The sequence below is a fragment of the Streptomyces sp. NPDC045678 genome (assembly GCF_056432085.1).
Map to the genome: position 1 here is coordinate 824,779 of NZ_JBWKJS010000002.1, position 18,705 is coordinate 843,483.

At 70.0% G+C, this 18,705-nt stretch carries 19 protein-coding genes and 1 pseudogene; 8 read left to right on the forward strand and 12 right to left on the reverse strand.

Annotated features, from left to right (window positions below; genetic code table 11):
* Window positions 1-185: 185 nt before the first annotated feature.
* The 3 genes from AC07DO_RS10175 to AC07DO_RS10185 form a co-directional block, all read right to left on the reverse strand.
* Window positions 186-1,673 carry a recombinase family protein gene (locus tag AC07DO_RS10175; protein ID WP_479058312.1) on the reverse strand — a complete coding sequence of 496 codons (1,488 nt, stop codon included), beginning with the start codon at window positions 1,671-1,673 and terminating at the stop codon, window positions 186-188.
* A gap of 108 nt (window positions 1,674-1,781) precedes the next feature.
* A complete protein-coding gene (locus AC07DO_RS10180) occupies window positions 1,782-2,447 on the reverse strand; it encodes a response regulator (RefSeq protein ID WP_479058313.1) in 666 nt (221 codons plus the stop codon).
* Window positions 2,444-3,760: a sensor histidine kinase gene (locus AC07DO_RS10185; RefSeq protein WP_479058314.1), complete on the reverse strand. Its 1,317-nt coding sequence runs from the start codon at window positions 3,758-3,760 to the stop codon at window positions 2,444-2,446. Before AC07DO_RS10185 ends, AC07DO_RS10180 begins: the two co-directional genes overlap by 4 nt.
* A gap of 183 nt (window positions 3,761-3,943) precedes the next feature.
* On the opposite strand from AC07DO_RS10185, the gene AC07DO_RS10190 reads away from it, so the two are divergent.
* The 4 genes from AC07DO_RS10190 to AC07DO_RS10205 all read left to right on the forward strand — a co-directional run bounded on the left by AC07DO_RS10190 (window position 3,944) and on the right by AC07DO_RS10205 (window position 5,529).
* Entirely contained in the window at window positions 3,944-4,273 is a 330-nt protein-coding gene (locus AC07DO_RS10190; RefSeq protein WP_479058315.1) for a helix-turn-helix transcriptional regulator, read from the forward strand.
* A 4-nt stretch (window positions 4,274-4,277) separates the two neighbouring features.
* The gene (locus AC07DO_RS10195) at window positions 4,278-4,841 is read left to right on the forward strand and encodes a hypothetical protein (protein ID WP_479058316.1); all 564 of its coding nucleotides are present in this window, start codon (window positions 4,278-4,280) and stop codon (window positions 4,839-4,841) included.
* Complete coding sequence (locus tag AC07DO_RS10200; RefSeq protein WP_479058317.1) at window positions 4,838-5,245, forward strand: hypothetical protein; 408 nt, start codon at window positions 4,838-4,840, stop codon at window positions 5,243-5,245. Before AC07DO_RS10195 ends, AC07DO_RS10200 begins: the two co-directional genes overlap by 4 nt.
* A gap of 86 nt (window positions 5,246-5,331) precedes the next feature.
* Window positions 5,332-5,529 carry a hypothetical protein gene (locus AC07DO_RS10205; protein WP_479058318.1) on the forward strand — a complete coding sequence of 66 codons (198 nt, stop codon included), beginning with the start codon at window positions 5,332-5,334 and terminating at the stop codon, window positions 5,527-5,529.
* 328 nt (window positions 5,530-5,857) lie between these two features.
* Here AC07DO_RS10205 and AC07DO_RS10210 read toward each other — a convergent pair whose 3' ends face one another.
* The 3 genes from AC07DO_RS10210 to AC07DO_RS10220 form a co-directional block, all read right to left on the reverse strand.
* Window positions 5,858-6,727: an EamA family transporter gene (locus AC07DO_RS10210; protein WP_479058320.1), complete on the reverse strand. Its 870-nt coding sequence runs from the start codon at window positions 6,725-6,727 to the stop codon at window positions 5,858-5,860.
* Between the two features lie 40 nt (window positions 6,728-6,767).
* Window positions 6,768-7,451 carry a DUF4232 domain-containing protein gene (locus AC07DO_RS10215; protein WP_479058322.1) on the reverse strand — a complete coding sequence of 228 codons (684 nt, stop codon included), beginning with the start codon at window positions 7,449-7,451 and terminating at the stop codon, window positions 6,768-6,770.
* Between the two features lie 238 nt (window positions 7,452-7,689).
* On the reverse strand, window positions 7,690-8,475 hold the full coding sequence (locus AC07DO_RS10220) for a TetR/AcrR family transcriptional regulator (RefSeq protein WP_479058324.1): 786 nt from the start codon (window positions 8,473-8,475) through the stop codon (window positions 7,690-7,692).
* Window positions 8,476-8,665: 190 nt separating this feature from the next.
* Here AC07DO_RS10220 and AC07DO_RS10225 point away from each other — a divergent pair, with 190 nt between their 5' ends.
* Window positions 8,666-9,139, forward strand: coding sequence for a nitroreductase family deazaflavin-dependent oxidoreductase (locus AC07DO_RS10225; RefSeq protein WP_479058326.1), 474 nt, complete (start codon window positions 8,666-8,668; stop codon window positions 9,137-9,139).
* Between the two features lie 16 nt (window positions 9,140-9,155).
* Here AC07DO_RS10225 and AC07DO_RS10230 read toward each other — a convergent pair whose 3' ends face one another.
* Window positions 9,156-10,370: a geranylgeranyl reductase family protein gene (locus tag AC07DO_RS10230; RefSeq protein WP_479058328.1), complete on the reverse strand. Its 1,215-nt coding sequence runs from the start codon at window positions 10,368-10,370 to the stop codon at window positions 9,156-9,158.
* A 135-nt stretch (window positions 10,371-10,505) separates the two neighbouring features.
* Here AC07DO_RS10230 and AC07DO_RS10235 point away from each other — a divergent pair, with 135 nt between their 5' ends.
* Window positions 10,506-11,861, forward strand: a complete 1,356-nt coding sequence (locus tag AC07DO_RS10235) for a M20/M25/M40 family metallo-hydrolase (protein WP_479058329.1) — start codon at window positions 10,506-10,508, stop codon at window positions 11,859-11,861.
* Window positions 11,862-11,962: 101 nt separating this feature from the next.
* Here AC07DO_RS10235 and AC07DO_RS10240 read toward each other — a convergent pair whose 3' ends face one another.
* The gene (locus AC07DO_RS10240) at window positions 11,963-13,000 is read right to left on the reverse strand and encodes an NUDIX hydrolase (protein WP_479058331.1); all 1,038 of its coding nucleotides are present in this window, start codon (window positions 12,998-13,000) and stop codon (window positions 11,963-11,965) included.
* Window positions 12,997-13,524 (reverse strand): hypothetical protein, encoded by a 528-nt coding sequence (locus tag AC07DO_RS10245; RefSeq protein WP_479058333.1) that lies wholly within the window; start codon window positions 13,522-13,524, stop codon window positions 12,997-12,999. The genes AC07DO_RS10240 and AC07DO_RS10245 overlap by 4 nt, the downstream gene beginning before the upstream one ends.
* 730 nt (window positions 13,525-14,254) lie before the next feature.
* Between AC07DO_RS10245 and AC07DO_RS10250 the strand changes: the two are divergent.
* A pseudogene (locus AC07DO_RS10250) lies at window positions 14,255-14,362 on the forward strand (IS5/IS1182 family transposase); the annotation flags it as partial.
* Between the two features lies 1 nt (window position 14,363).
* Here AC07DO_RS10250 and AC07DO_RS10255 read toward each other — a convergent pair.
* The gene (locus AC07DO_RS10255) at window positions 14,364-14,693 is read right to left on the reverse strand and encodes a hypothetical protein (RefSeq protein ID WP_479058335.1); all 330 of its coding nucleotides are present in this window, start codon (window positions 14,691-14,693) and stop codon (window positions 14,364-14,366) included.
* Window positions 14,694-16,522: 1,829 nt separating this feature from the next.
* Complete coding sequence (locus AC07DO_RS10260; RefSeq protein ID WP_479058337.1) at window positions 16,523-17,104, reverse strand: hypothetical protein; 582 nt, start codon at window positions 17,102-17,104, stop codon at window positions 16,523-16,525.
* 439 nt (window positions 17,105-17,543) lie between these two features.
* Here AC07DO_RS10260 and AC07DO_RS10265 point away from each other — a divergent pair, with 439 nt between their 5' ends.
* A complete protein-coding gene (locus tag AC07DO_RS10265) occupies window positions 17,544-17,939 on the forward strand; it encodes an STAS domain-containing protein (protein ID WP_479058339.1) in 396 nt (131 codons plus the stop codon).
* Here the strand turns inward: AC07DO_RS10265 and AC07DO_RS10270 are convergent.
* Window positions 17,908-18,624 carry a TetR/AcrR family transcriptional regulator gene (locus AC07DO_RS10270; RefSeq protein WP_479058341.1) on the reverse strand — a complete coding sequence of 239 codons (717 nt, stop codon included), beginning with the start codon at window positions 18,622-18,624 and terminating at the stop codon, window positions 17,908-17,910. The genes AC07DO_RS10265 and AC07DO_RS10270 overlap by 32 nt on opposite strands.
* Window positions 18,625-18,705 lie beyond the last annotated feature (81 nt).

Consider the following 18,705-nt stretch of genomic DNA (forward strand, 5'->3'; position numbering starts at 1 on the left):
CCCTGGTTATGCGCCCCAGGTGGCAGTTTGTTCGTGGGCTTCCCCTGGCACACGAAAAGAGGCCCGACCCCTCGGAAGGGATCGGGCCTCTCTATGTGCCTCTCTCGCGGCCTCTCAGCCGTCGCTCGGGGCCAGGGTCCGGACAAGCACGGGACGGCCCGCGCGCCACGGCCAGCAGCGGACCATCAGGCGGCCACCTCGTAGGCGTCAGCGAGTGCGCTCGCGGCCCGTGCGTGGTCGTTGTCCGTGACCGCAATGGACACTCGCGAAGGCTCGAAGCCCTTGCGGCCTCGGACGCCCGGAGCGATCTCGATACGGACCCCGGCGGCGTCGAGCATCTGTCGGCGCTGCATACCGTCCACGCGCTCCCACACATCCGCGTAGGTCTCCCCGGTCGGCACGCTTCGCACGATCCGGGGCTTATCCCGCTCCGCCTCCAGGGCGGCCCGCTTGGTGCTCAACTCCACCACCCGCGCGCCGAGTACGGCGGCGGCCTCGGGGTTGGCCTCGATCGCGGCCGTAAGTCCGCTCAGCGCCCGCTCTACGTCGGCGAGTTCGGCCGTCACGTCCGCGCCTTGTTCCACTTCTTCGCGGTTCACGTTGAGCGCGCCGAGCGTGGTTATGAACCACTCGGACGCGTAGGCGTCCAGATAGTCAGCGTTGATGGACACGCAGGCACTCGCCTTGCAGCGGTATGTACGCGCATCCTTGCGTCCCTTCCGCCGCGACATGCTGTGCACCATGTGCGAACCACACGGTCCACACCACAGCGACCCCGACAACGGGCTGTCCGTCTTCGCGGTGAACGTAAGCGGGTTCTTCCGGGCCGCGATCACGGCCCGCACCTTGTGCCAGGTGGACGCGGGCAGGATCTCGGGCGCGATCACGTCCAACGTGCCGTCCGGGCGGAAGCACTCCACCGGGACGTTGTTGGACTCGTCCCAGCGCGTACGAATGCCTCGCAGTGCCGGAGACACGAGCATCTTCCGCAGCACCGACCCCGCCCACCTCGCAGGCGTCGGCGTACGGCCCGCGCGGCGCGCCGCGTGCATCCGAGGCGTGTCGATCTCCCGGCGATTGAGCCACCGAACGATCTCTTCAACGGTCGTGCCTGCGATCACGCGCGAGGCAAGTTCAGAGACCAGCTCGGCCGCCTCGGGGTCGATCTCCAGATACGCCCCGCCGTCGCGGCGCACGATGCGGTACCCGAACGGGGCGACTGTGCGAACGCGGCCCTGCGCCAAGATCTCCGCCCGTGTGGACATGGAGCGCTCGCGAATGCGGTCCCGTTCCTGCTCCGCCATCCACGAGAACAGCCCGAACATGCTCCGCCACGTGCCCGGGGTCATCTGCCCGTCCACGGTCACGGGGGCCGCGCCGTGCTTCTCGAAGTGGTCTTCCTTGAGCCTCGCGAGATCGGAGTTCCGGCGGCCGAGACGGTCATGCTTCGTCGTGACGATGTAGTCCACGGTCGGCAGCACCGCGAGCGCCTTGGACATCTCCTTGCGCTTCTCCGGAGCGACCCACCCGGACACGTTCTTGTCCACGAAGGTTCCGACCACGCGCCACCCGTTGCGGTCGCAGTGGTCTTGGCACTCTCGTACCTGCGCCTCGGCCGACACAGACGCCTGGTCGGCATGGCTTACGCGGACGTAGATGATGACGGACTTCACGGGCGGTGCTCCTAGGTCTGTTGCCTAGGCGCGTTGTGCGCCCCGTGAGCCGGGTTGTTCGCGCGACCTAGGCAGCGGTCTCCCTAGGTGCGCCGGGGGCGGGCCCTGTCAGCCCAACCAGCCGGGCCGCACAAGACCCGACTCGTACGCGATCACGACCATCTGAGCGCGGTCGCGTACCCCCAGCTTCGTCATCGCACGTGAGACGTGCGTCTTGGCGGTGAGCGGGCTGACGACGAGGCGGCGCGCGATCTCCTCGTTGGAGAGGCCGAGGCCGACCAGCGCCATCACTTCCCGCTCGCGTTCGGTCAGGCCCGCGAGGGTGTCGGCGGCCGCCGGCTCCTTGGAACGCGCCGCGAACTCGCCGATGAGGCGGCGCGTCACCCCCGGTGACAGCAGCGCGTCCCCCTCGACCACCGCCCTGACCGCGCGCAGCAGTTCGTCCGGCTCGGTGTCCTTGACGAGGAAGCCCGATGCTCCGGAGCGGATCGCCTCGAAGACGTACTCGTCCAGTTCGAAGGTGGTGAGCATGACCACCTTCACGTCGCCGAGACCGGGTTCGTCGGTGATCCTGCGGGTGGCGGCGAGCCCGTCGAGGACCGGCATCCGGATGTCCATCAGAACGACGTCGGGGCGCAGTTCCCGCACCATCCGCACCGCCTCGTCGCCGTCCGCGGCCTCCCCGACGACGCCGATGTCACGCTGTGCGTCGAGCAGCGCCTTGAAACCCGCTCTGACCAACGACTGGTCGTCGGCGAGCAGTACGCGGATCACTGGTCCTCCCGAGGTGCGGTGCGGGCCCGGGAATCGCCGTCCGCCGCCCGGGGCAGTACGGCGGTCACACGGAAGCCGCCGTCCGGGCGCGGGCCCGCCTCGATCGTGCCACCGAGGGCGGCGGCGCGCTCCCGCATTCCGGCGAGTCCGTTGCCGCTGCCGCCCGCGTCGGTACCGGTCGCGGGTCCGTCGTCGTCGATGCGCAGGGTGAGCGACGCCGTCTCGTGTCGCACCAGCACGCGTGCGTGACGCGAACCGGAGTGCCGTACGACGTTGGTCAGCGCCTCCTGGACGATGCGGAACGCGGCGAGGTCCGCGCCCGGCGCCGGCTTCAACAGGGAGCCCTCCGTGGTGACTTCGACGGTCAGGCCCGCGCTTCCGGCCTGCTCGACGAGTTCGGGCAGCCGGTCGAGGCCGGGTGCCGGGGCGCGCGGCGCGTCGCCGGGAGCGCGCAGGGTGCCGAGCACCTGGCGCACCTCGCCCAGTGCCTCCTTGCTCGCGGCCTTGATGGTGGTCAGCGCGGTGCGGGCCTGTTCCGGGTCGGAGTCGAGCAGCGCGAGGCCGACACCCGCCTGCACATTGATGACGGAGATGCTGTGCGCGAGGACGTCGTGCAGCTCGCGCGCCATGCGCAGCCGCTCCTCGTCCGCCCGCCGCTTCGCGGCCTGCGCCCGCTCGGCCCGTTCCTTCGCCCACTGTTCACGACGTACGCGAGCGAGTTCGGAGACGGCGACGATCGCGACGACCCAGACGGCGACGGCCAGTTCCTCGCTCCAGGGGCGGGCACCGTCGCCGGCCGGCGGCAGCCACCGGTAGAGCCAGTGGGCGATCAGCAGATGCCCCGCCCACAGCCCGCCGACCGCCCCCCAGGCCGCACGCCGGTGGCCCGCGACGATCGCGGCGAAGCAGCCCACGGTGACGGCGAGGAAGACCGGGCCGTAGGGGAACCCGCCGGCGACGTAGACGAGAGTGAGCGCCGCGGAGGCGTACACGACCGGTACGGGGTACCGGTGGCGGAGCAGCAGCACCGCCGTGGCCAGGAACAGCAGCACCCGCGCGAAGGCGTTGAGGTCCTGGCGTTCGAGCTGACCGTGCTCGGCGAACCGGGACCCGACCTGTACGAAGACGGTGAGCACGGCCGTGGTCAGCCAGGGCGGACGACGCCCCGTCGAGGCCCCGGCCCCAGCCCCCGGCCCCGCCCCCGTCGGCCCGTCGGCCCCGGAATTCCACCAGGGCGGCCCGTGCCGCCACATGGGCGGCCCGCCCCACCTCGGGGGCGGGCCGCCCGGCGTGCCTTCGCGCTGCTCGTCCATGCCGGTCACGCTAGACCGGGCCGGACGGCGCGGGCGTCCGACGGGCGATGTGATCACGCGTACTCCCCCGGGAGTAGGAGGGGTGCGGCGCGCGGTGTCAGTGGCGCTCGACTGCTCTCACCTGGGCGCTTGTTGCCCAGGTCACGCCCATACTAGAGTTTGTGTATGGCTAAGACGCCGCGCATGACACTCCAGACTCAGCTGGTGCTGCGGACCCTGCTCGAGACTCCGGCCCACGCCCGCTACGGCCTCGAACTCTCCGACGCCGCGGGCCTGCCGACTGGCACGATCCACCCGATACTCGCCCGCCTCGAGAACGCGGGCTGGCTCGAGTCGTTCTGGGAGGACACGAGCGAGATCGAGAAGACCGACCCGCCGCGCCCCCGCCGCCGTTACTACCGCTTCACCCAGAGCGGCGCCGAATCCGCCCGCCTCGCCCTCGCGCAGGCCTACAACGGCGGAGCCACCTCCGCTCGCCTCCGCCCCGCCGCCGAGGGTCCCGGAGGGGTGTAGGAACATGCCGGACTTCAAGAACGAGGAATTCTTCCCGGGCCCGGGGCCCGTCCCACCCCCCGACCCCGGATCGGGACCCCCGGCAAGGCCCACCCTCATCTGCCCCAACGGACACACCACGCCGACGGACGACTGGTGCGAGGTCTGTGGACACCGGATGCCGGGCCATCCGTGGACGTTCCCGTCCCCGGCCGAGGTCACCGCGTCGCGGAACCCCGAGCTCGCCGGGTTCCTGATCGACACGGACGAGGGCACGGTGATCGCGACCGAAATGATCGACCACGGCGTGGTTCCGCCCCTCACCACCGGGGCGGACGACGCCGAATCCGGGGTTCACGCACCGACACCCGTCCCGCGCCGCGGGCCCAGCAAGTGCGTCAACCTGGCCGTCCGCCTCCTCCCGTGCCAGGACCGCGACCGGTGGCTCGAGGAGTGGCAGGCCGAGTGGTGGGACCTCGCCACCCGCTCCTTACACGTACGCATCGCCTTCATCGCCCGTCTCGTTCTGCACAGCGGCCCCAGGCTCGCCTGGCTCCTCCGTGTCGGGCGCCCCAAGGAGGCGGCATGACCGGCCGGTTGCCCAAACGCAGGATCCGCCCCCTGCAGACCCTCGAGGACCACGAGCTCCGCAGCATGCTGCGTTGGGTACAGGAGCTGCGCCGTCGTGACGAGTTGAACCGTGCACACGGCAGACAACGGGTGCCACCTCCACCGGCGTTCTCACCGGCATCGTCGACTCCGGCGGGGCCGACCGCGCCGGCCGATCCGGGGACGCGGCTCATCACCCTGGCGGCCGCCCTCCTGCCCACCACGCAGCGGGACCGCTGGGCCGAGGAGTGGTGCGCCGAGTGGGCCGACCTCTCCGAACGCCCGCTCCTCACGCGCTGGTTGTACCTCGCCCGCCTGATCCTCCACGGAGCGCCCCGGCTCGCGTGGAGCGGCCGCCGCGCCGCGCGCCGGGGGACGGCGTGAACCGGCCGGGCCCTTCCCGCGGTCCTCTCCGCCACCCTCTCCGAGAGCCCGTCAGCAACCTTTCGAATCCGACAGGAGATCAGCAGATGTCACTCCAGGACGGCGGCACCGTCATCCGCCTTCGCTACCTGCCCGGCACCGGTTTCGCCCTCGCCGGCGCCATTGCGGCGGGCATCACCTGGGAGTACATCCCGCAGACCGGCACGTGGCCGCTGGCCGTGATCGCCGCGGTGGCGATGGTGTGCGACGCGGTCATCATCGCCACCCGGGCCCGCCGCGGTTGACGGTACGGCAGGACGTGCTCGCGCGGTTGCCCTCTCGTGCCCGGTCGCAGCACGGGCGTCCCCTTCTTCGGGTCGCCCCCCGGCTGCGCTTGCGGAACAAAGAGGGCCCGTACGCGCTGTGCGCGTACGGGCCCTTGATCGAGCGCCGGGCAGGCCTTGCACCTGCATTTCCCCGCAGGAAGCGGGGCGTCTTTCCTTGGACCACCAACGCATCACCGGAACACCCGTGTTGGGCGACCAGCTCAAGATCTACTTTACCCCACGGAGGGCCGAGCGCCGACATCGGGCGGGGCTGAGTGCGCGAATCGCCACCTCGGCGGACAGCCGCTCAGCCCAGGGTGAGCAGGACGACGGCGACGACCGCTCCCACCAGGCCGGTCGTCTGCGCGCGCGAGACTCTCTCGCCCAGCACCGTGACGCCGAGCACGGTCGGTACCGCGGGACAGAGCGAGGCCAGGACGACGGCGACGGCCAGCATCTGCTGCTGCGCCGCCCACAGGTAGAGGGTGAGCCCGAGGGCCGCTCCCGCACCGATCAGTACCGCGAGACCCGAGAGCCTGAAGGGCTGACGGAACGCGGCCGCATGCCGGCAGGCGTTCGGCAGCAGCAGGAGAACCGCCGCGGCACGTCCGGCCGCCACGGGCCATATACCGCTCGCGGGATCCGCCTGCGCGAGCCCGATGTACTGCATGGCCACACCCGCGCTGGCGATGAGCCCGTCCACGGGCACACGCGAACCGCGTGCCCTGTCGACTGTCCGCGCGTCCGCCTGATCGCCGCGGGCTCCTCCGGCGGAGACGAGCCAGAGCGCGGGAACGGTCACGCCGATGCCGAGCCAGGCCAGGGCGGTGGGCCGGTCGCCCAGGAACAGCACGCCGCACAGCACCGAAAGGGCCACGCCGGTGACGGCGCTCACCGGGATCACGACGCTCATGGCGCCACGCGTGAGGCCGCGGTTGAGGAACTGCATCCCCACGGCGCTTCCGACACCTGAGGCCGCTCCCCAGGCGAAGTCCACGGCCCGGACGGAATCCACGGGCACGGTCGCAGCGAGGGCGATGACCGTGGCGAGAAGCAGGCCGCCGAACTGTCCGAGGAACGTCACCACGGTGAAGTGGATCCGCCTCGACAGCAGACCACCGGCGAAGTCGACGATGCCGTAGCACGCCGCGGAGGCCAGGGCGAGAAGGGCGCCCATTCCCTCGGGGTGCCCCGCGGGTCACTCCCGACTCACGCGGTTACTTGGTGTTGTGCGTGGGGTAGACCTGGACGTCGGTGTAGGCGCCCTTGATCGCACCGGCGCCCGCCGGCCACTTCAGGGTCACGGTGTGGGTCTCGTTGGGGGGCGTCACCAGGATGTGGGTCGGCTTCGAGAGGCTCTCGCCGCTGTTGTCGATGTCGTAGGCCAGGTTGAAGACGGCGGCGGCGCCGGGCTTCAGGGTGGTGACGCGGGGCTGGGCCTGACCGCGCTCGATGGGGTTGGAGGTGCCGTCGGCGTCCTTGATGTCGACGCCCGCGAAGCCCGTCGCCGAGCAGGTCTTCGAGCCCCGGTTGATCATGGTGATGTCGATCCGGCCGGTGTTCTCGTCCGGCGCTGCGTCCTTCGCGTCGATCGCCAGGTCCGCGGTCTTGCAGAACGCGACCTTGCCGCCGCCGGACTTGGACCCGCTGTTCGGGGCGTCGGTGCCGGCCTCGGAGTCCTGTCCGGAGCCCGACTTCCCCTCACCGGCCTCCGAACCGCCGTCCGCCTTTGCGCCGCCCTCCGACTTCGCGCCGCCGCCCGAGGACGAGGAGGACGAGTTGGAGGTCGCGGCGCCCTGGGAAGACGCGTCCGCTCCGGAGTCGTCGCCGTTGCAGGCGGTGAGCGAGAGGGAGGCGGCGAGACCGAGGGCGGCGAAGGCGGCGATGCGGGTGTGCTTCATGGTGTTCCTCCCAGGAGGAGCGACAGTTCTTGCGGTCGGAACTATTTGTAACCCGCACCGAGTTACAGGCGGTCCCCCGCGACGTCTTCGTTCCGTCACAGGCGATGCCCTCACCGCCCTCCCGCTGCCCTCGAGGGCCACCAGGCCATCACCTTCGGGCACACGCCCATGTCAGCGCGGTCTCGCCACCGAGGCATCGGCTCTCCGCGGGAGACTCGCACAGCCCTCCCGCCCCGCCTCAGCCCTGCCGCAGCAGCCCCACCCCGTGCGCCAACTGCGTCACCGCGTGCGAGAAGAACGCGGGGCGGTCCTCGACGATCCGGTTGAACTGGCCGAACACCTCGAACCCCACGAGCCCGAAGAGCTGGGCCCACGCGGCGACCATCGCCGTGATCGTCGCGGGCGGGAGGTCGGGCGCGATGTCCGCCGCGAGCCGCTCGCCTTCCGTGCGGAGCCTGGCGGGCAGCGGCTCGTAGGCGACGCCCCTCCCCTGGTGGGCGTCGCGCACGATGCCGATGAGGACAAGGCCGACGCGCGCGGCGGCCCGCACGGTCGAGTCCGGCGCGCTGTACCCGGGTACGGGCGAACCGTAGATGAGCGCGTACTCGTGCGGATGCTCCAGCGCCCAGGAACGCACCGCCTCACACACCGCGGTCCACCGCCGCACCGGCTCCTTCCCGGCCGCCGCCGCGTGCGCGGCCTCGGCGGCGGCGCCGACCGCGTCGTACGCGTCGATGATCAGCGCGGTCAGGAGGTCGTCGCGGCTGGGGAAGTAGCGGTAGAGGGCCGAGGAGACCATGCCGAGCTCGCGGGCGACCGCGCGCAGGGAGAGCTTGGCGGCGCCGTCGGCCGCGAGCTGCTTGCGCGCCTCGTCCTTGATCGCCGCGGTCACTTCTTCGCGGGCGCGGGCCCGGGCTCCGCGGGTGGCGCTGGTGCCGGAGCGGGAGCCGGAGGCGGAGCCGGAGTCGGGGCCGGAGCCGGAGCCGGAGTCGAGGCCGGAATCGGCGTTCGTGCTGGTGCTCATACGGCCAGTGTGCCACGCGCCCGGAGCAGCGCACACAAACGAGAGCACTGCTCTTGCTTTGGAGCACTGCCGTCGTGCACACTGCTCTCAAGCGAGAGCAGTGCTCTCGAATCCGGCTCCGGTCGGCCCGAACGGCTCCAGCACAGAGCCGCCCGGCCCCACCCCCGCCACCCACATCCAGGAGGGCACCGTGTCCACGACTCCCACGCCGTACTACCTCGAAGGCAGCCGCCTCAACGTCCGCCTGAACAGCGTGATCGGCTGGCTGGCGCGGCACGGAGTCAGCCTGATGGGCAGCGCCGAGCTCTCCGTCCGGGGGCGCAAGAGCGGCAAGATGCAGCGGATCCCCGTCAACCCGTTCACGTACGACGGAGACCAGTGCCAATACCTCGTGTCGGCGCGCGGGCACTCCCAGTGGGTGCGCAACATGCGTGTCGCCGGTGGCGGGGAACTACGACTGGGGCGCAAGGTGCGGGAGTTCACCGCCGTCGAGGTGCCCGACGCCGAGAAGCTGCCCCTTCTGCGCGGCTACCTGGAGAAGTGGGGCTGGGAGGTCGACCAGTACTTCCAGGGCGTGACCGCAGGCTCCTCCGACGAGGAGATCCTGGCGGCCGCGCCCGATCACCCCGTCTTCCGGATCACCGGGCAGAAGAAGCGGAGGTAGCGGAGAGCGACGGACGCTAGCGGTCGCCGTTCTCGCCCCTGCCCTGGAGGACGCGCCCCACCATCGGATGCGTACGCACCAGCTCGCCCAGCGTCGTCGAGCCGCGCGTGATTTTCGCGAACGCGTTCCATGCGGGGCGGAAGCCCGTGATCGCCGTGTGCAGCATGCCGGGGCGGCGCTCGAAGGCCTTCAGCATGCGGCGGCCGACGCTCATCTCCACGCCGAGCCCCGCCTTGATGGCGAAGGCGTAGTTCAGGGCCTGGCGACGCGCGTCGACCGCGTCGTGCGCCTCGGCGATCCGCACCGCCCACTCCCCCGCGAGCCGTCCGGAGCGCAGCGCGAAGGAGATGCCCTCGCGGGTCCACGGCTCCAGGAGACCCGCCGCGTCACCGCAGACCAGGACGCGGCCGCGGGAGAGCGGCGAGTCGTCGGCGCGGCAGCGCGTCAGATGCCCGGAGGAGATGCTGGGCTCGAAGCCGGCGAGGCCGAGCCGGGCGATGAAGTCCTCCAAATACCGCTTGGTGGCCGCGCCTTCACCGCGCGCGGAGATCACACCGACGGTGAGGGTGTCGCCCTTGGGGAACACCCACCCGTAACTGCCCGGCATGGGACCCCAGTCGATGAGGACCCGCCCCGCCCAGTCCTCGGCGACGGTCTCGGGCACCGGGATCTCTGCCTCGAGACCGAGGTCGACCTGGTCGAGCTTCACGCCGACGTGCGCCCCTATGCGGCTCGCGCTGCCGTCGGCACCGACCACGGCACGTGCCAGGACCGTCTCGCCGCCCTGGAGCATCACGGCGACGGTCCGCCGGTCGGGCACCTCGGTGCCGTGCTGTTCCACGCGCGCGACGGTGACGCCGGTGCGCAGCTCGGCACCCGCCTTCTGTGCGTGCTCGACGAGCTGCTGGTCGAATTCGGGGCGGTTGATCAGCCCGAACAGCGTCTGCCGGGAGCGGCGGGTGCGGCTGAACTTGCCGTCGAGGGTGAACGTCACCGCGTGCACCCGGTCGCGGAGCGGCAGCTCGAAGCCGGGCGGCAGGGAGTCGCGCGAGGGGCCGATGATGCCGCCGCCACACGTCTTGTACCGCGGGATGTCGGCCTTCTCGAGGAGGAGGACCGAACGCCCCGCGACCGCTGCCGCGTAGGCCGCCGAGGCCCCCGCAGGGCCGGCTCCGACCACGACGACGTCCCACACGTGCCGGGTGTCGTCCGCTGAGTTCTCGCTGCTCACGTTGGTCTACCGCTCCTGATCCCGCTGTTGGCCGCGCTTTCCCCCGGCATCCTACGGCGGACCCTCTCGGGCCCCGCCTGTGGGAGGATCACATGTACTCACACGTACAACGTCGCACCCACGAGGAGCGTGCCCATGTCGCCGAATCCGATCGCCGAGACCGTCGCCTCACTGATGCCGAGGGCGAAGGCGGAGCTCACCGAACTGGTGGCCTTCAAGTCGGTGGCGGACTTCGACCAGTTCCCGAAGAGCGAGAGCGAGGCCGCCGCCGGCTGGGTGGCGGACGCGCTGCGCGCCGAGGGCTTCCAGGAGGTGGCGCTGCTCGACACCCCGGACGGCACGCAGTCGGTGTACGGCTTCCTGCCGGGCCCCGAGGGCGCGCCGACGGTGCTCCTCTACGCGCACTACGACGTCCAGCCGCCGCTCGACGAGGCCGCGTGGGCGACCCCGCCGTTCGAGCTGACGGAGCGCGACGGCCGCTGGTACGGCCGGGGCAGCGCCGACTGCAAGGGCGGCGTCATCATGCATCTGCTCGCGCTGCGCGCCCTGAAGGCGAACGGCGGCGTGCCGGTGCACGTGAAGGTGATCGCTGAGGGCTCCGAGGAGCAGGGCACGGGCGGTCTGGAGCGGTACGCGGAGGACCACCCCGACCTCCTGACGGCCGACACCATCGTCATCGGTGACGCGGGCAACTTCCGCGTCGGCCTGCCGACGGTGACGTCGACGCTGCGCGGCATGACGCTCGTACGTGTCAGTGTCGACACCCTCGAAGGGAACCTGCACTCCGGCCAGTTCGGCGGCGCCGCCCCGGACGCGCTCGCCGCGCTGGTGCGCGCCCTCGACTCGCTGCGCGCCGAGGACGGTTCGACGACGGTCGACGGTCTGACGAGCGACGCCGTCTGGGACGGGCTGCAGTACGAGGAGAGCGACTTCCGCAGGGACGCGAAGGTCCTCGACGGTGTGGAGCTCATCGGAGAGGGCACGGTCGCCGACCGCATCTGGGCGCGCCCCGCCGTCACGGTCCTCGGCATCGACTGCCCGCCGGTGGTCGGCGCGACGCCGTCGGTGCAGGCGGCCGCGCGGGCGCTGATCAGCCTGCGGGTGCCGCCGGGCGTGGACGCGGCCGAGGCGACGAAGCTGCTCCAGGCGCACCTGGAGGCGCACACGCCGTGGGGCGCCCAGGTGCGGACGGAGCAGATCGGGCAGGGCCAGCCGTTCCGCGCGGACACGACGAGCCCGGCGTACGCGGCGATGGCCGAGGCGATGGGCGAGGCCTTCCCCGGTGAGGAGATGCAGTACGCGGGACAGGGAGGCTCGATCCCGCTCTGCAACACCCTCTCGGCGCTCTACCCGCGCGCGGAGATCCTGCTGATCGGCCTGAGCGAGCCGGAGGCGCAGATCCACGCGGTCAACGAGAGCGTCTCGCCCAAGGAGTTGGAGCGGCTCTCGGTGGCCGAGGCGCTGTTCCTCCAGAAGTACGCGACGAACTGAGCGCGACCCCCTACGGGCCCCGCCTTCGGGCGGGGCCCTTCTGCCTCCGCGGTGCCGCACGCCTCGCGGAAAGCCGTCCGCCATCCGCTACCCGCTACCCGCTACCCGCGGAGCGGGACGCCGGCCTCCAGGTAGAGCGTGGCGCCGCGTTCGCGTGCGCGCAGCGCCCAGCGCAGCCGTTCGTAGCGGACGGCGGGCAGCAGGTCGGCCGCTTCCTGTTCGGTGACGAAACGCCAGTCGCGGAGTTCGGGCCCCGGCAGGAGCATCCGGACCGCGCCGCTGTCGAGCCGTCCGCCGTCGAAGAGGAAACGCATGCCTCCGTAGCCGGGCGGGTTCGGCGGTTCCCAGTCGGCGACCAGCAGGGGCGGGGTGCCGGTGAGCTGGATGCCGGTCTCCTCGGCGACCTCGCGCACGCCCGCGCGTGCGGGCGCCTCGCCGGGCTCGACGACCCCGCCGGGGAACTCCCAGCCGGCCTTGTACGTGGGGTCGACGAGCAGCACCCGGTCCTGCTCGTCGAAGAGCAGCACTCCGGCGGCGAGGGTCTCGGCGGTGGGCTCCGGTGTCTGCACGATGTCGCAGACGGGCGCGGCGCCGCTGCGGACGGCCTCGGCGACGCGTTCGGCGGTCTCGAAGGGCGTGATGACGCTGGTGTCGACGACGTGGGCGTCGCCGTCGATCCAGTCGGCGCGGGCCGCACGGTACGGCTCGATGTGGTCGTAGGCCCACTGCCGCACCCTGAGGTCGCCGTCGGGGTCCGACGGCACGGGCCGGCCGGATATCCGCTCGCGCAGGATCGTTTCGTCGGGGGCGAGCAGTACGTGGTGGACGCTGATCCTGCGGGCCGCGAGACCGCCGAAGATCTCGTCGCGGTACTCCTGGCGCAACAGCGTCATCGGCACCACGAGGACGCCTCCGACCTCGGCGTGCAGCGCGGCCGCGGTGTCGATGACCAGACGGCGCCAGATGGGCAGGTCCTGATAGTCGTTCACCTCGTCGAGGCGCTTGGGCGGCAGGAGGTGGGGCAGGGTGCCGCCGATGACCTCGGGGTCGAAGAGTGTGCTGTTCGGGATCAGCTCGATCAGTTCCCGTGCGGCGCTCGTCTTCCCCGCGCCGAACGCACCATTGATCCAGACGATCATTCATTCTCCAGAACTGGTAGGCCGCTGAACAGCGGCGGAGCCTCACTCAGAAGATCATCTGGGGAAGGGATGGGAAACGGCGGCATCCACAGTCCGGCCCCCACTACCTCCTTCTCCCACACGGACTGGAGGTACTCCACGATCCGCTCCTCCATGGCGAGCGTCACCTCACTGTATGTGCCCTCAACGCCCGGCAGTTCATGCCCCATGCGCGCCTCGATCGCCACCTTCGCAATGTCCCCCGGCTCACCCAGCTTGGCCTTCGCCCAGTGCCGCAGTCGGTAGAGGTCCGTGCCGGCCGGCTCGGGCACCACAGGGATCTCGGGCCACTGCCGGCGGTCGTACCGCAACCGCGCGGGCTGCGAGACCGGGCCGGAGCTCGCTTGGACCTCCACAGCCAGTCGTGAGCCCAGGAGGTCGACGCGCCCTCGCCGGCGATGCGAATGCACTGTGCGGGGCCGGGCCACCGCCACGTACTGGCCGGCGTTGGACGACGAAGGGTCGGGCGCTTCGGAGATCTGCACCAACCGGGTGGTCTTCGCGTCCCACGCGCGGATGGGCTCCAGCGCAGTGGCAACCTCCCTGCCGAGGCGGCCGTCCGGGCCGTCCCGAGCAAGGAGGAACGGTCATGCGTCGACCTGCACAGCTTGTAGCAGCACTGGTGATGGCAATGGGAGCAGCACTCGGACTCGCGGGCGCCGCCCAGGCCGCCCCCAGCGATGCTTGGGTCACGGGAGATGCGTGTCTCCAGGGAGGGGGCCAGCCGACGGAAGGCCTGCCGGGGTTGTTGGGGAGGTGTCAGGGCGGCGCGCACGACGGAGCCTTTATTCAGCCTCACACGTAGGCGGCAACGCCGAAAACGCTCAATGGCTGTCGGACCTCTATCGAAGATGCGCCAGGTCCCAGTGGGGTCACACGTTGCTCGACCGCTGTTCTGGCCCGGGCAAGGTGTGCGCGGTTAACGATGGACCGGGTGCGCGCGAGCCCGCTCGGCGTTCGCGCGCTTGCACAGCCAACACTGATCCACCACGTGCCCCGGGGCGGCCCCCGCATGGCAGCTGACGGCCGCCCCGGTTCCCCATCCCGATCACACGAGACAGGAGCAGCACCACGGCACTGCTTTAGGACATGCCCACCCGCGACCCCAGCGCGTACCCGACGCCGACAAGCACGCGACCGACTACCGCAGCTCACAGGGTGGTGGGCCAGGGGCACGGCGAAGCCGGTTCCCGATAAGCCGAAGTAGAAGACGCTGATTCCGGCGAACGTCCAGGGCATCGGACGTGGGTGATCGGGCGGACCATGTCCTGGCTGTTGGGTTATCGCAGGCTCAGCCCTCGCTACGAGCGTCACCCGCGCTCACCTACCGCCCCAGAAGGCGGGGGTCCACGTCGCCCTGGCGGATGTTGACTTCCGTCACACCGCGGTCCGTGGCCGCCCCAGCCAACCGGAGGGCTTTGCGGGTCACGGCCACGGCGATGTCCGCCGCTTCGCCGGGCGTGTCGGCCGACACCTGCACGGTGGCGCCGACGGAGAAGAAGGCGCCGGTCGGGCTGTTGGACGTGGCAGTCGGTACGATTTCGTACTGCGGTTCCGCCTCCATCGAGTCGACCATCCCCTGCTGAAGCCGCTCCCACTCACCGGCGGCAACGTCCATCAGCAGTTGTACGTCGACTTCCCAGTCACTGGTCATAGCGAGGCGCCTTCGTCCGAATCCGACTACCTGGGTTTGACGTCGGCTGTCTTGCTGACAACCTGCGTCTGGTGCCCACGACAGGCGACACGATCTGTGCGGTGCTCTGCCCCCAGAACCGCGCACTGTACTTCAGCCTCTTGCCGTTCGGGACAGGGGTGTAGAACGTCGCTTTGCCGCCACCGGTCCGCACGGTCCGGGTCTTCTTCGCTGTCGCGGCGACGAGCGGCTTCGGCACACCCGCCCGCATCAACTTGGAGGTGACCTGCAACTGAACCGAGGGGACGTTGCCGTAACACTGGGCGCGCGTCTTGTAGATAACGCTCTTGTCCTTCTTGGACCAATGGGGAGTGTCCGCCGTGATGTTGCAGTACGCGCGAATCGCCCTTCTGTGCCCGTCCGCGCCCGGCGCGTTCAGCGGGATCCGCGTAGTGCCCTCCACCTTCGGCGTGACCTCGTCGTCCGGCGTATCTGCGGAGCGTGAGGAGACCTTCGTCGCGCCCGTGAGAGCGGGGCTGCTGTCAGCGTGCGCTGCGGGAGCAAGTGTCAACGCCGGACCAAGGATGCGCAGAACGCTGTAAGCAGTGACTTGCCGAGTATGCCCCTCTTGTTCAACTTGCCATCCCTCTTTCGCGCTTCAGCAGAATCCACGATGAAGACGCCGAGTCCAGGACCCTGCCGCACCCCCGTCACGGCAGGTCCTGTGACTCAGTCAGTCAGCGTTTCCAGGACCCTGACTGCTGATCCGTGGAACAGGTCGATAGGGCCCCAACTGCGGCCGCTGCGTCTTCCGAAGATGCCGGTGCCAACGCTTCACACACCAGATGGCAAATAATATCGGCACGAAAGACAGAATTGTTGGGACAGCTGGCGGTAGCCACGACCAAAAGGACATCGGCCACACCACAGCGACGGCAATGGGAAGAGCGGCACTTATGCCCAACAGAAGAGCCCCCCACACATCGTCAACTCGCGCCCACCAGGACCGCCCCTGCAGGTACGGCTCGAACCGCATCATGACGGAAAGTGCCAGCGTCGCGACCGGCGCCATCAGCCAGGGCGATGCAGGCATGCCGCGGTTGCCGAAGAATTCACCGATCAATGTTGCAGGGATGTACGCCGGGAGCAGAAACATGCCCATATAGACAGCGCCTGCCCCTATGGCCGGGAGGCGGTCTTCCGATTCGGCAAGCTGCTCCTCTGAGTCGGATTTCACTGCGGCCCCACCCTTTCACCAGGCTACAGGAATTCTGCCGCCAGCGACAACACGCCGTTTAAGGTGCATACCTACCGCCGCCCCTGCTGTAATCGAAAACTACTTGAGGACTCGACTTGAGTCGATTAGTAATTTCCGTTATGGCGATAGGGTTTCCCTCTCACGCCCCATCTCTCATTGGGTAGGCCGGTTTACGGTGAGCGTCGGAACTGGCCGGCTAAGCGTGTGGAACGGCTCGAACACCTGGCGGCGGACCCAGGTCGGGTCGGGAGGGCAGCTGCACGCGCAGAGCGGCTGAAGGACAGCGACAAACAGGCGCCCGAAACGGTGACTCCGCGGTGCGAAGTTCCGCCTCGCTCACCCCCGACGTGGAGAGCCTTCGCCGCTCCCGCCCCCGTCGGCAGCCTGTGCGGCCGTTTCCATGCCCGCAGGAGGTGACTCCGTGGCCGCCCAACGGGACACACGCAAGGTCACCGACGAGGAGCACGCCGAGATCGTCCGGTTGGACGGCGAGGACATGGGACGCAGTGGGATCGCGCAGCGTGAAGAGGTTGACCGGATCTTGAAGGAGTCCGGCCGCGCCGTCGCCGATCCCGTACTTACCGGCGATGAGTCACAGAGTGGGGGAACCCAAGGCATCACGCATGGCCTCGGTCAGTGAGTTGTAGTGCACGTCGATCTCGGCCTCAGCCGCCACCACTTCTTCCAGGGCCAGGATCGTAGGGGCCGCAGATATATGCGCGACTACCTGCAGGTGGATCACTTCCACGGCCTCTACATACGTCTCCGTTGCCGCGGCAACGTGTGCTGGCCCCGCAACCGACACTCTCGACCCAGCTGCGTGGACTGACGACCATGCGCCGTCCAGCTGGCTGGAGGCCTCATGAATTCCGTCGTTGCTCTCAATGGCGATGGCGAGTGCACCTAACGCGCGCCCATGCACGTAGGAGGCAGCAACGAAGCCTTCATAGGCTTCCCGCCGGGCCTGACGATGCCACTGCGCATGCTCCACAACTGCGGCGTCCGACGATTGCTGCCGCAGAGACTCGGCTGAGTGTTGCGCACTGATCCGCGCTCCCCGCACTACGGCCACGGCTCCCACTGCGGCACCTGCCAAGCCGGCGCCCGTGCCGATCAACGCGACCAGCCCACCATCCATTGCGCTCTCCCCCAAAGCCTGCGTCTCCACCAGCATGGCGGGGGCGACCTTCAGCGGTCACTACGCCGAGAAAGGAGGAATCCATGTGTCGCCAATGATGGTGGAGGACCTCGCCCGTGAAGTGGGCGCCTGCATGCAGACGCTGAGGGCGCCCTTCTTGTCGCCCGGAAGGGTTCGCCGGGCGACGGGCTCGCGGCCGACCCGCAACACCCCGCCACGGAACCTGGTCCCGATGAGAGCGGAGCCGCCCACGGCTCTCAAGTGTCCCTCCACGTCTCGTCAAGGGGAACGGCCCAACTTCACCCCAAGGTGTGGCACTGCCCTTCCGTGAATCGTTCCCGCACTGCACAGCGCATCCACCCCCGCTAGCGTTTTCCCGGCAGGCCCCCCAGTCCCCGGGTGCCTCTCATAACTGGCACTCCCGTTGCGCCACGCTCCTCCGGGGAGCATGTCGGCGCCGGCGCTGGGGGGATGGATGCGGCAGCACGAACTCAAGACATTCACGCGCGAGGACTCCGATCAGCCTCCGCGGGTGTACGGACTCGACCACGCGATAGTGATCGAACTCTACGGAGAGATCGACCTGGTGGCCTACCAGCGCACGGTGGCGCTGATGGACGCCGTGACCGCGGGCCCCGAGCCCGTCGTGGTCATCGACCTGAGCCGGATCACGTTCATCGACTGTTCCGGGCTCTCCCTTCTCATGCGGGCCCACCGAAGGGTGACGGCGCGCGGCGGGCGTCTGTGCATCGTCTGTTCGCACCGGCTGACACTGCGCATGCTGCGCGTCACGAAGCTCAGCGCGGCCCTGTCACCGGCGCCGACGCTGAGCGCGGCGCTCATCGACCCGTCCGACCACGAGGCGTCCTGACGTTCCGCGCCGCCTCGTGGTGGAGCTGGTAGTGCTCGCGCCAACTCGGTGTCGCCGCACCGCCCATGACGGTCATGACGACGTCATGGGCGAGGGTGTCCGTCACGGGCAGGTGGCCGAAGAGGACCCGGTGGTAGGTCGGGGCGCCGAGCATGTCCAGGAGCAGGTCGATGTCGGCGTCGGGCCGGATGTCGCCGCGCTCGACGCCGCGCCGTAGGGCCGCCTCCGTGGTGGCCCTCCTGGGGTGGAAGATCGTCTCGGTGAAGACGCGGTCCAGGGCGGGGTCGTCGGCGAGTTCGGCCATGAGCGCGGGCAGCGTACGTCGTCCGAGGCTCCCGCCGAAGGCACGGCTGAGGGTGTCGATGCCCTCGATCAGGTCGCAGTGCGTGCATCCCGTGTCCGGCGTGGGCGCCGTCCCCATCGTGTCGGCCAGCGCCGCGATGACGAGGTGCTGCCTGGACGGCCAGCGGCGCCGGATGGCCGGCTTGGTCGTACCGGCGCGCCGGGCCACCGCCTCCATCGTCAGGCCGGGGTAGCCCGTCTCCTCCAGCAGCTCCTGAGTCGCCGTCAGGATCGCCTCGTCGAGCCGGGTGTCGCGAGGGCGTCCGGCGGGACGGGCCTCGGGAGCGGTTCGAGTGGTGCGGGTGGCGCGGCCTGCGGGGAGCGCGGGGTCGGGGGTTGCCATGGGGGCGAGTATAGGTAGCATGACTTTTCGTTCCGGTCCGGATCGAAACGTAAAGGAGGGGTTGTCTTGCCCGAGCAGAAG

Excerpts from the sequence above, each read along its gene's own strand:
- AC07DO_RS10270 (WP_479058341.1), bottom strand. The coding sequence starts at position 18,624 with ATGGCAACCCCCGACCCCGCGCTCCCCGCAGGCCGCGCCACCCGCACC.
- AC07DO_RS10210 (WP_479058320.1), bottom strand. The coding sequence starts at position 6,727 with ATGGGCGCCCTTCTCGCCCTGGCCTCCGCGGCGTGCTACGGCATCGTC.
- AC07DO_RS10240 (WP_479058331.1), bottom strand. The coding sequence starts at position 13,000 with ATGATCGTCTGGATCAATGGTGCGTTCGGCGCGGGGAAGACGAGCGCC.
- AC07DO_RS10265 (WP_479058339.1), top strand. The coding sequence starts at position 17,544 with ATGCGGCAGCACGAACTCAAGACATTCACGCGCGAGGACTCCGATCAG.
- AC07DO_RS10215 (WP_479058322.1), bottom strand. The coding sequence starts at position 7,451 with ATGAAGCACACCCGCATCGCCGCCTTCGCCGCCCTCGGTCTCGCCGCC.
- AC07DO_RS10190 (WP_479058315.1), top strand. The coding sequence starts at position 3,944 with ATGACACTCCAGACTCAGCTGGTGCTGCGGACCCTGCTCGAGACTCCG.
- AC07DO_RS10205 (WP_479058318.1), top strand. The coding sequence starts at position 5,332 with ATGTCACTCCAGGACGGCGGCACCGTCATCCGCCTTCGCTACCTGCCC.
- AC07DO_RS10185 (WP_479058314.1), bottom strand. The coding sequence starts at position 3,760 with ATGGACGAGCAGCGCGAAGGCACGCCGGGCGGCCCGCCCCCGAGGTGG.
- AC07DO_RS10220 (WP_479058324.1), bottom strand. The coding sequence starts at position 8,475 with ATGAGCACCAGCACGAACGCCGATTCCGGCCTCGACTCCGGCTCCGGC.
- AC07DO_RS10200 (WP_479058317.1), top strand. The coding sequence starts at position 4,838 with ATGACCGGCCGGTTGCCCAAACGCAGGATCCGCCCCCTGCAGACCCTC.
- AC07DO_RS10255 (WP_479058335.1), bottom strand. The coding sequence starts at position 14,693 with ATGACCAGTGACTGGGAAGTCGACGTACAACTGCTGATGGACGTTGCC.
- AC07DO_RS10195 (WP_479058316.1), top strand. The coding sequence starts at position 4,278 with ATGCCGGACTTCAAGAACGAGGAATTCTTCCCGGGCCCGGGGCCCGTC.
- AC07DO_RS10260 (WP_479058337.1), bottom strand. The coding sequence starts at position 17,104 with ATGCTGGTGGAGACGCAGGCTTTGGGGGAGAGCGCAATGGATGGTGGG.
- AC07DO_RS10235 (WP_479058329.1), top strand. The coding sequence starts at position 10,506 with ATGTCGCCGAATCCGATCGCCGAGACCGTCGCCTCACTGATGCCGAGG.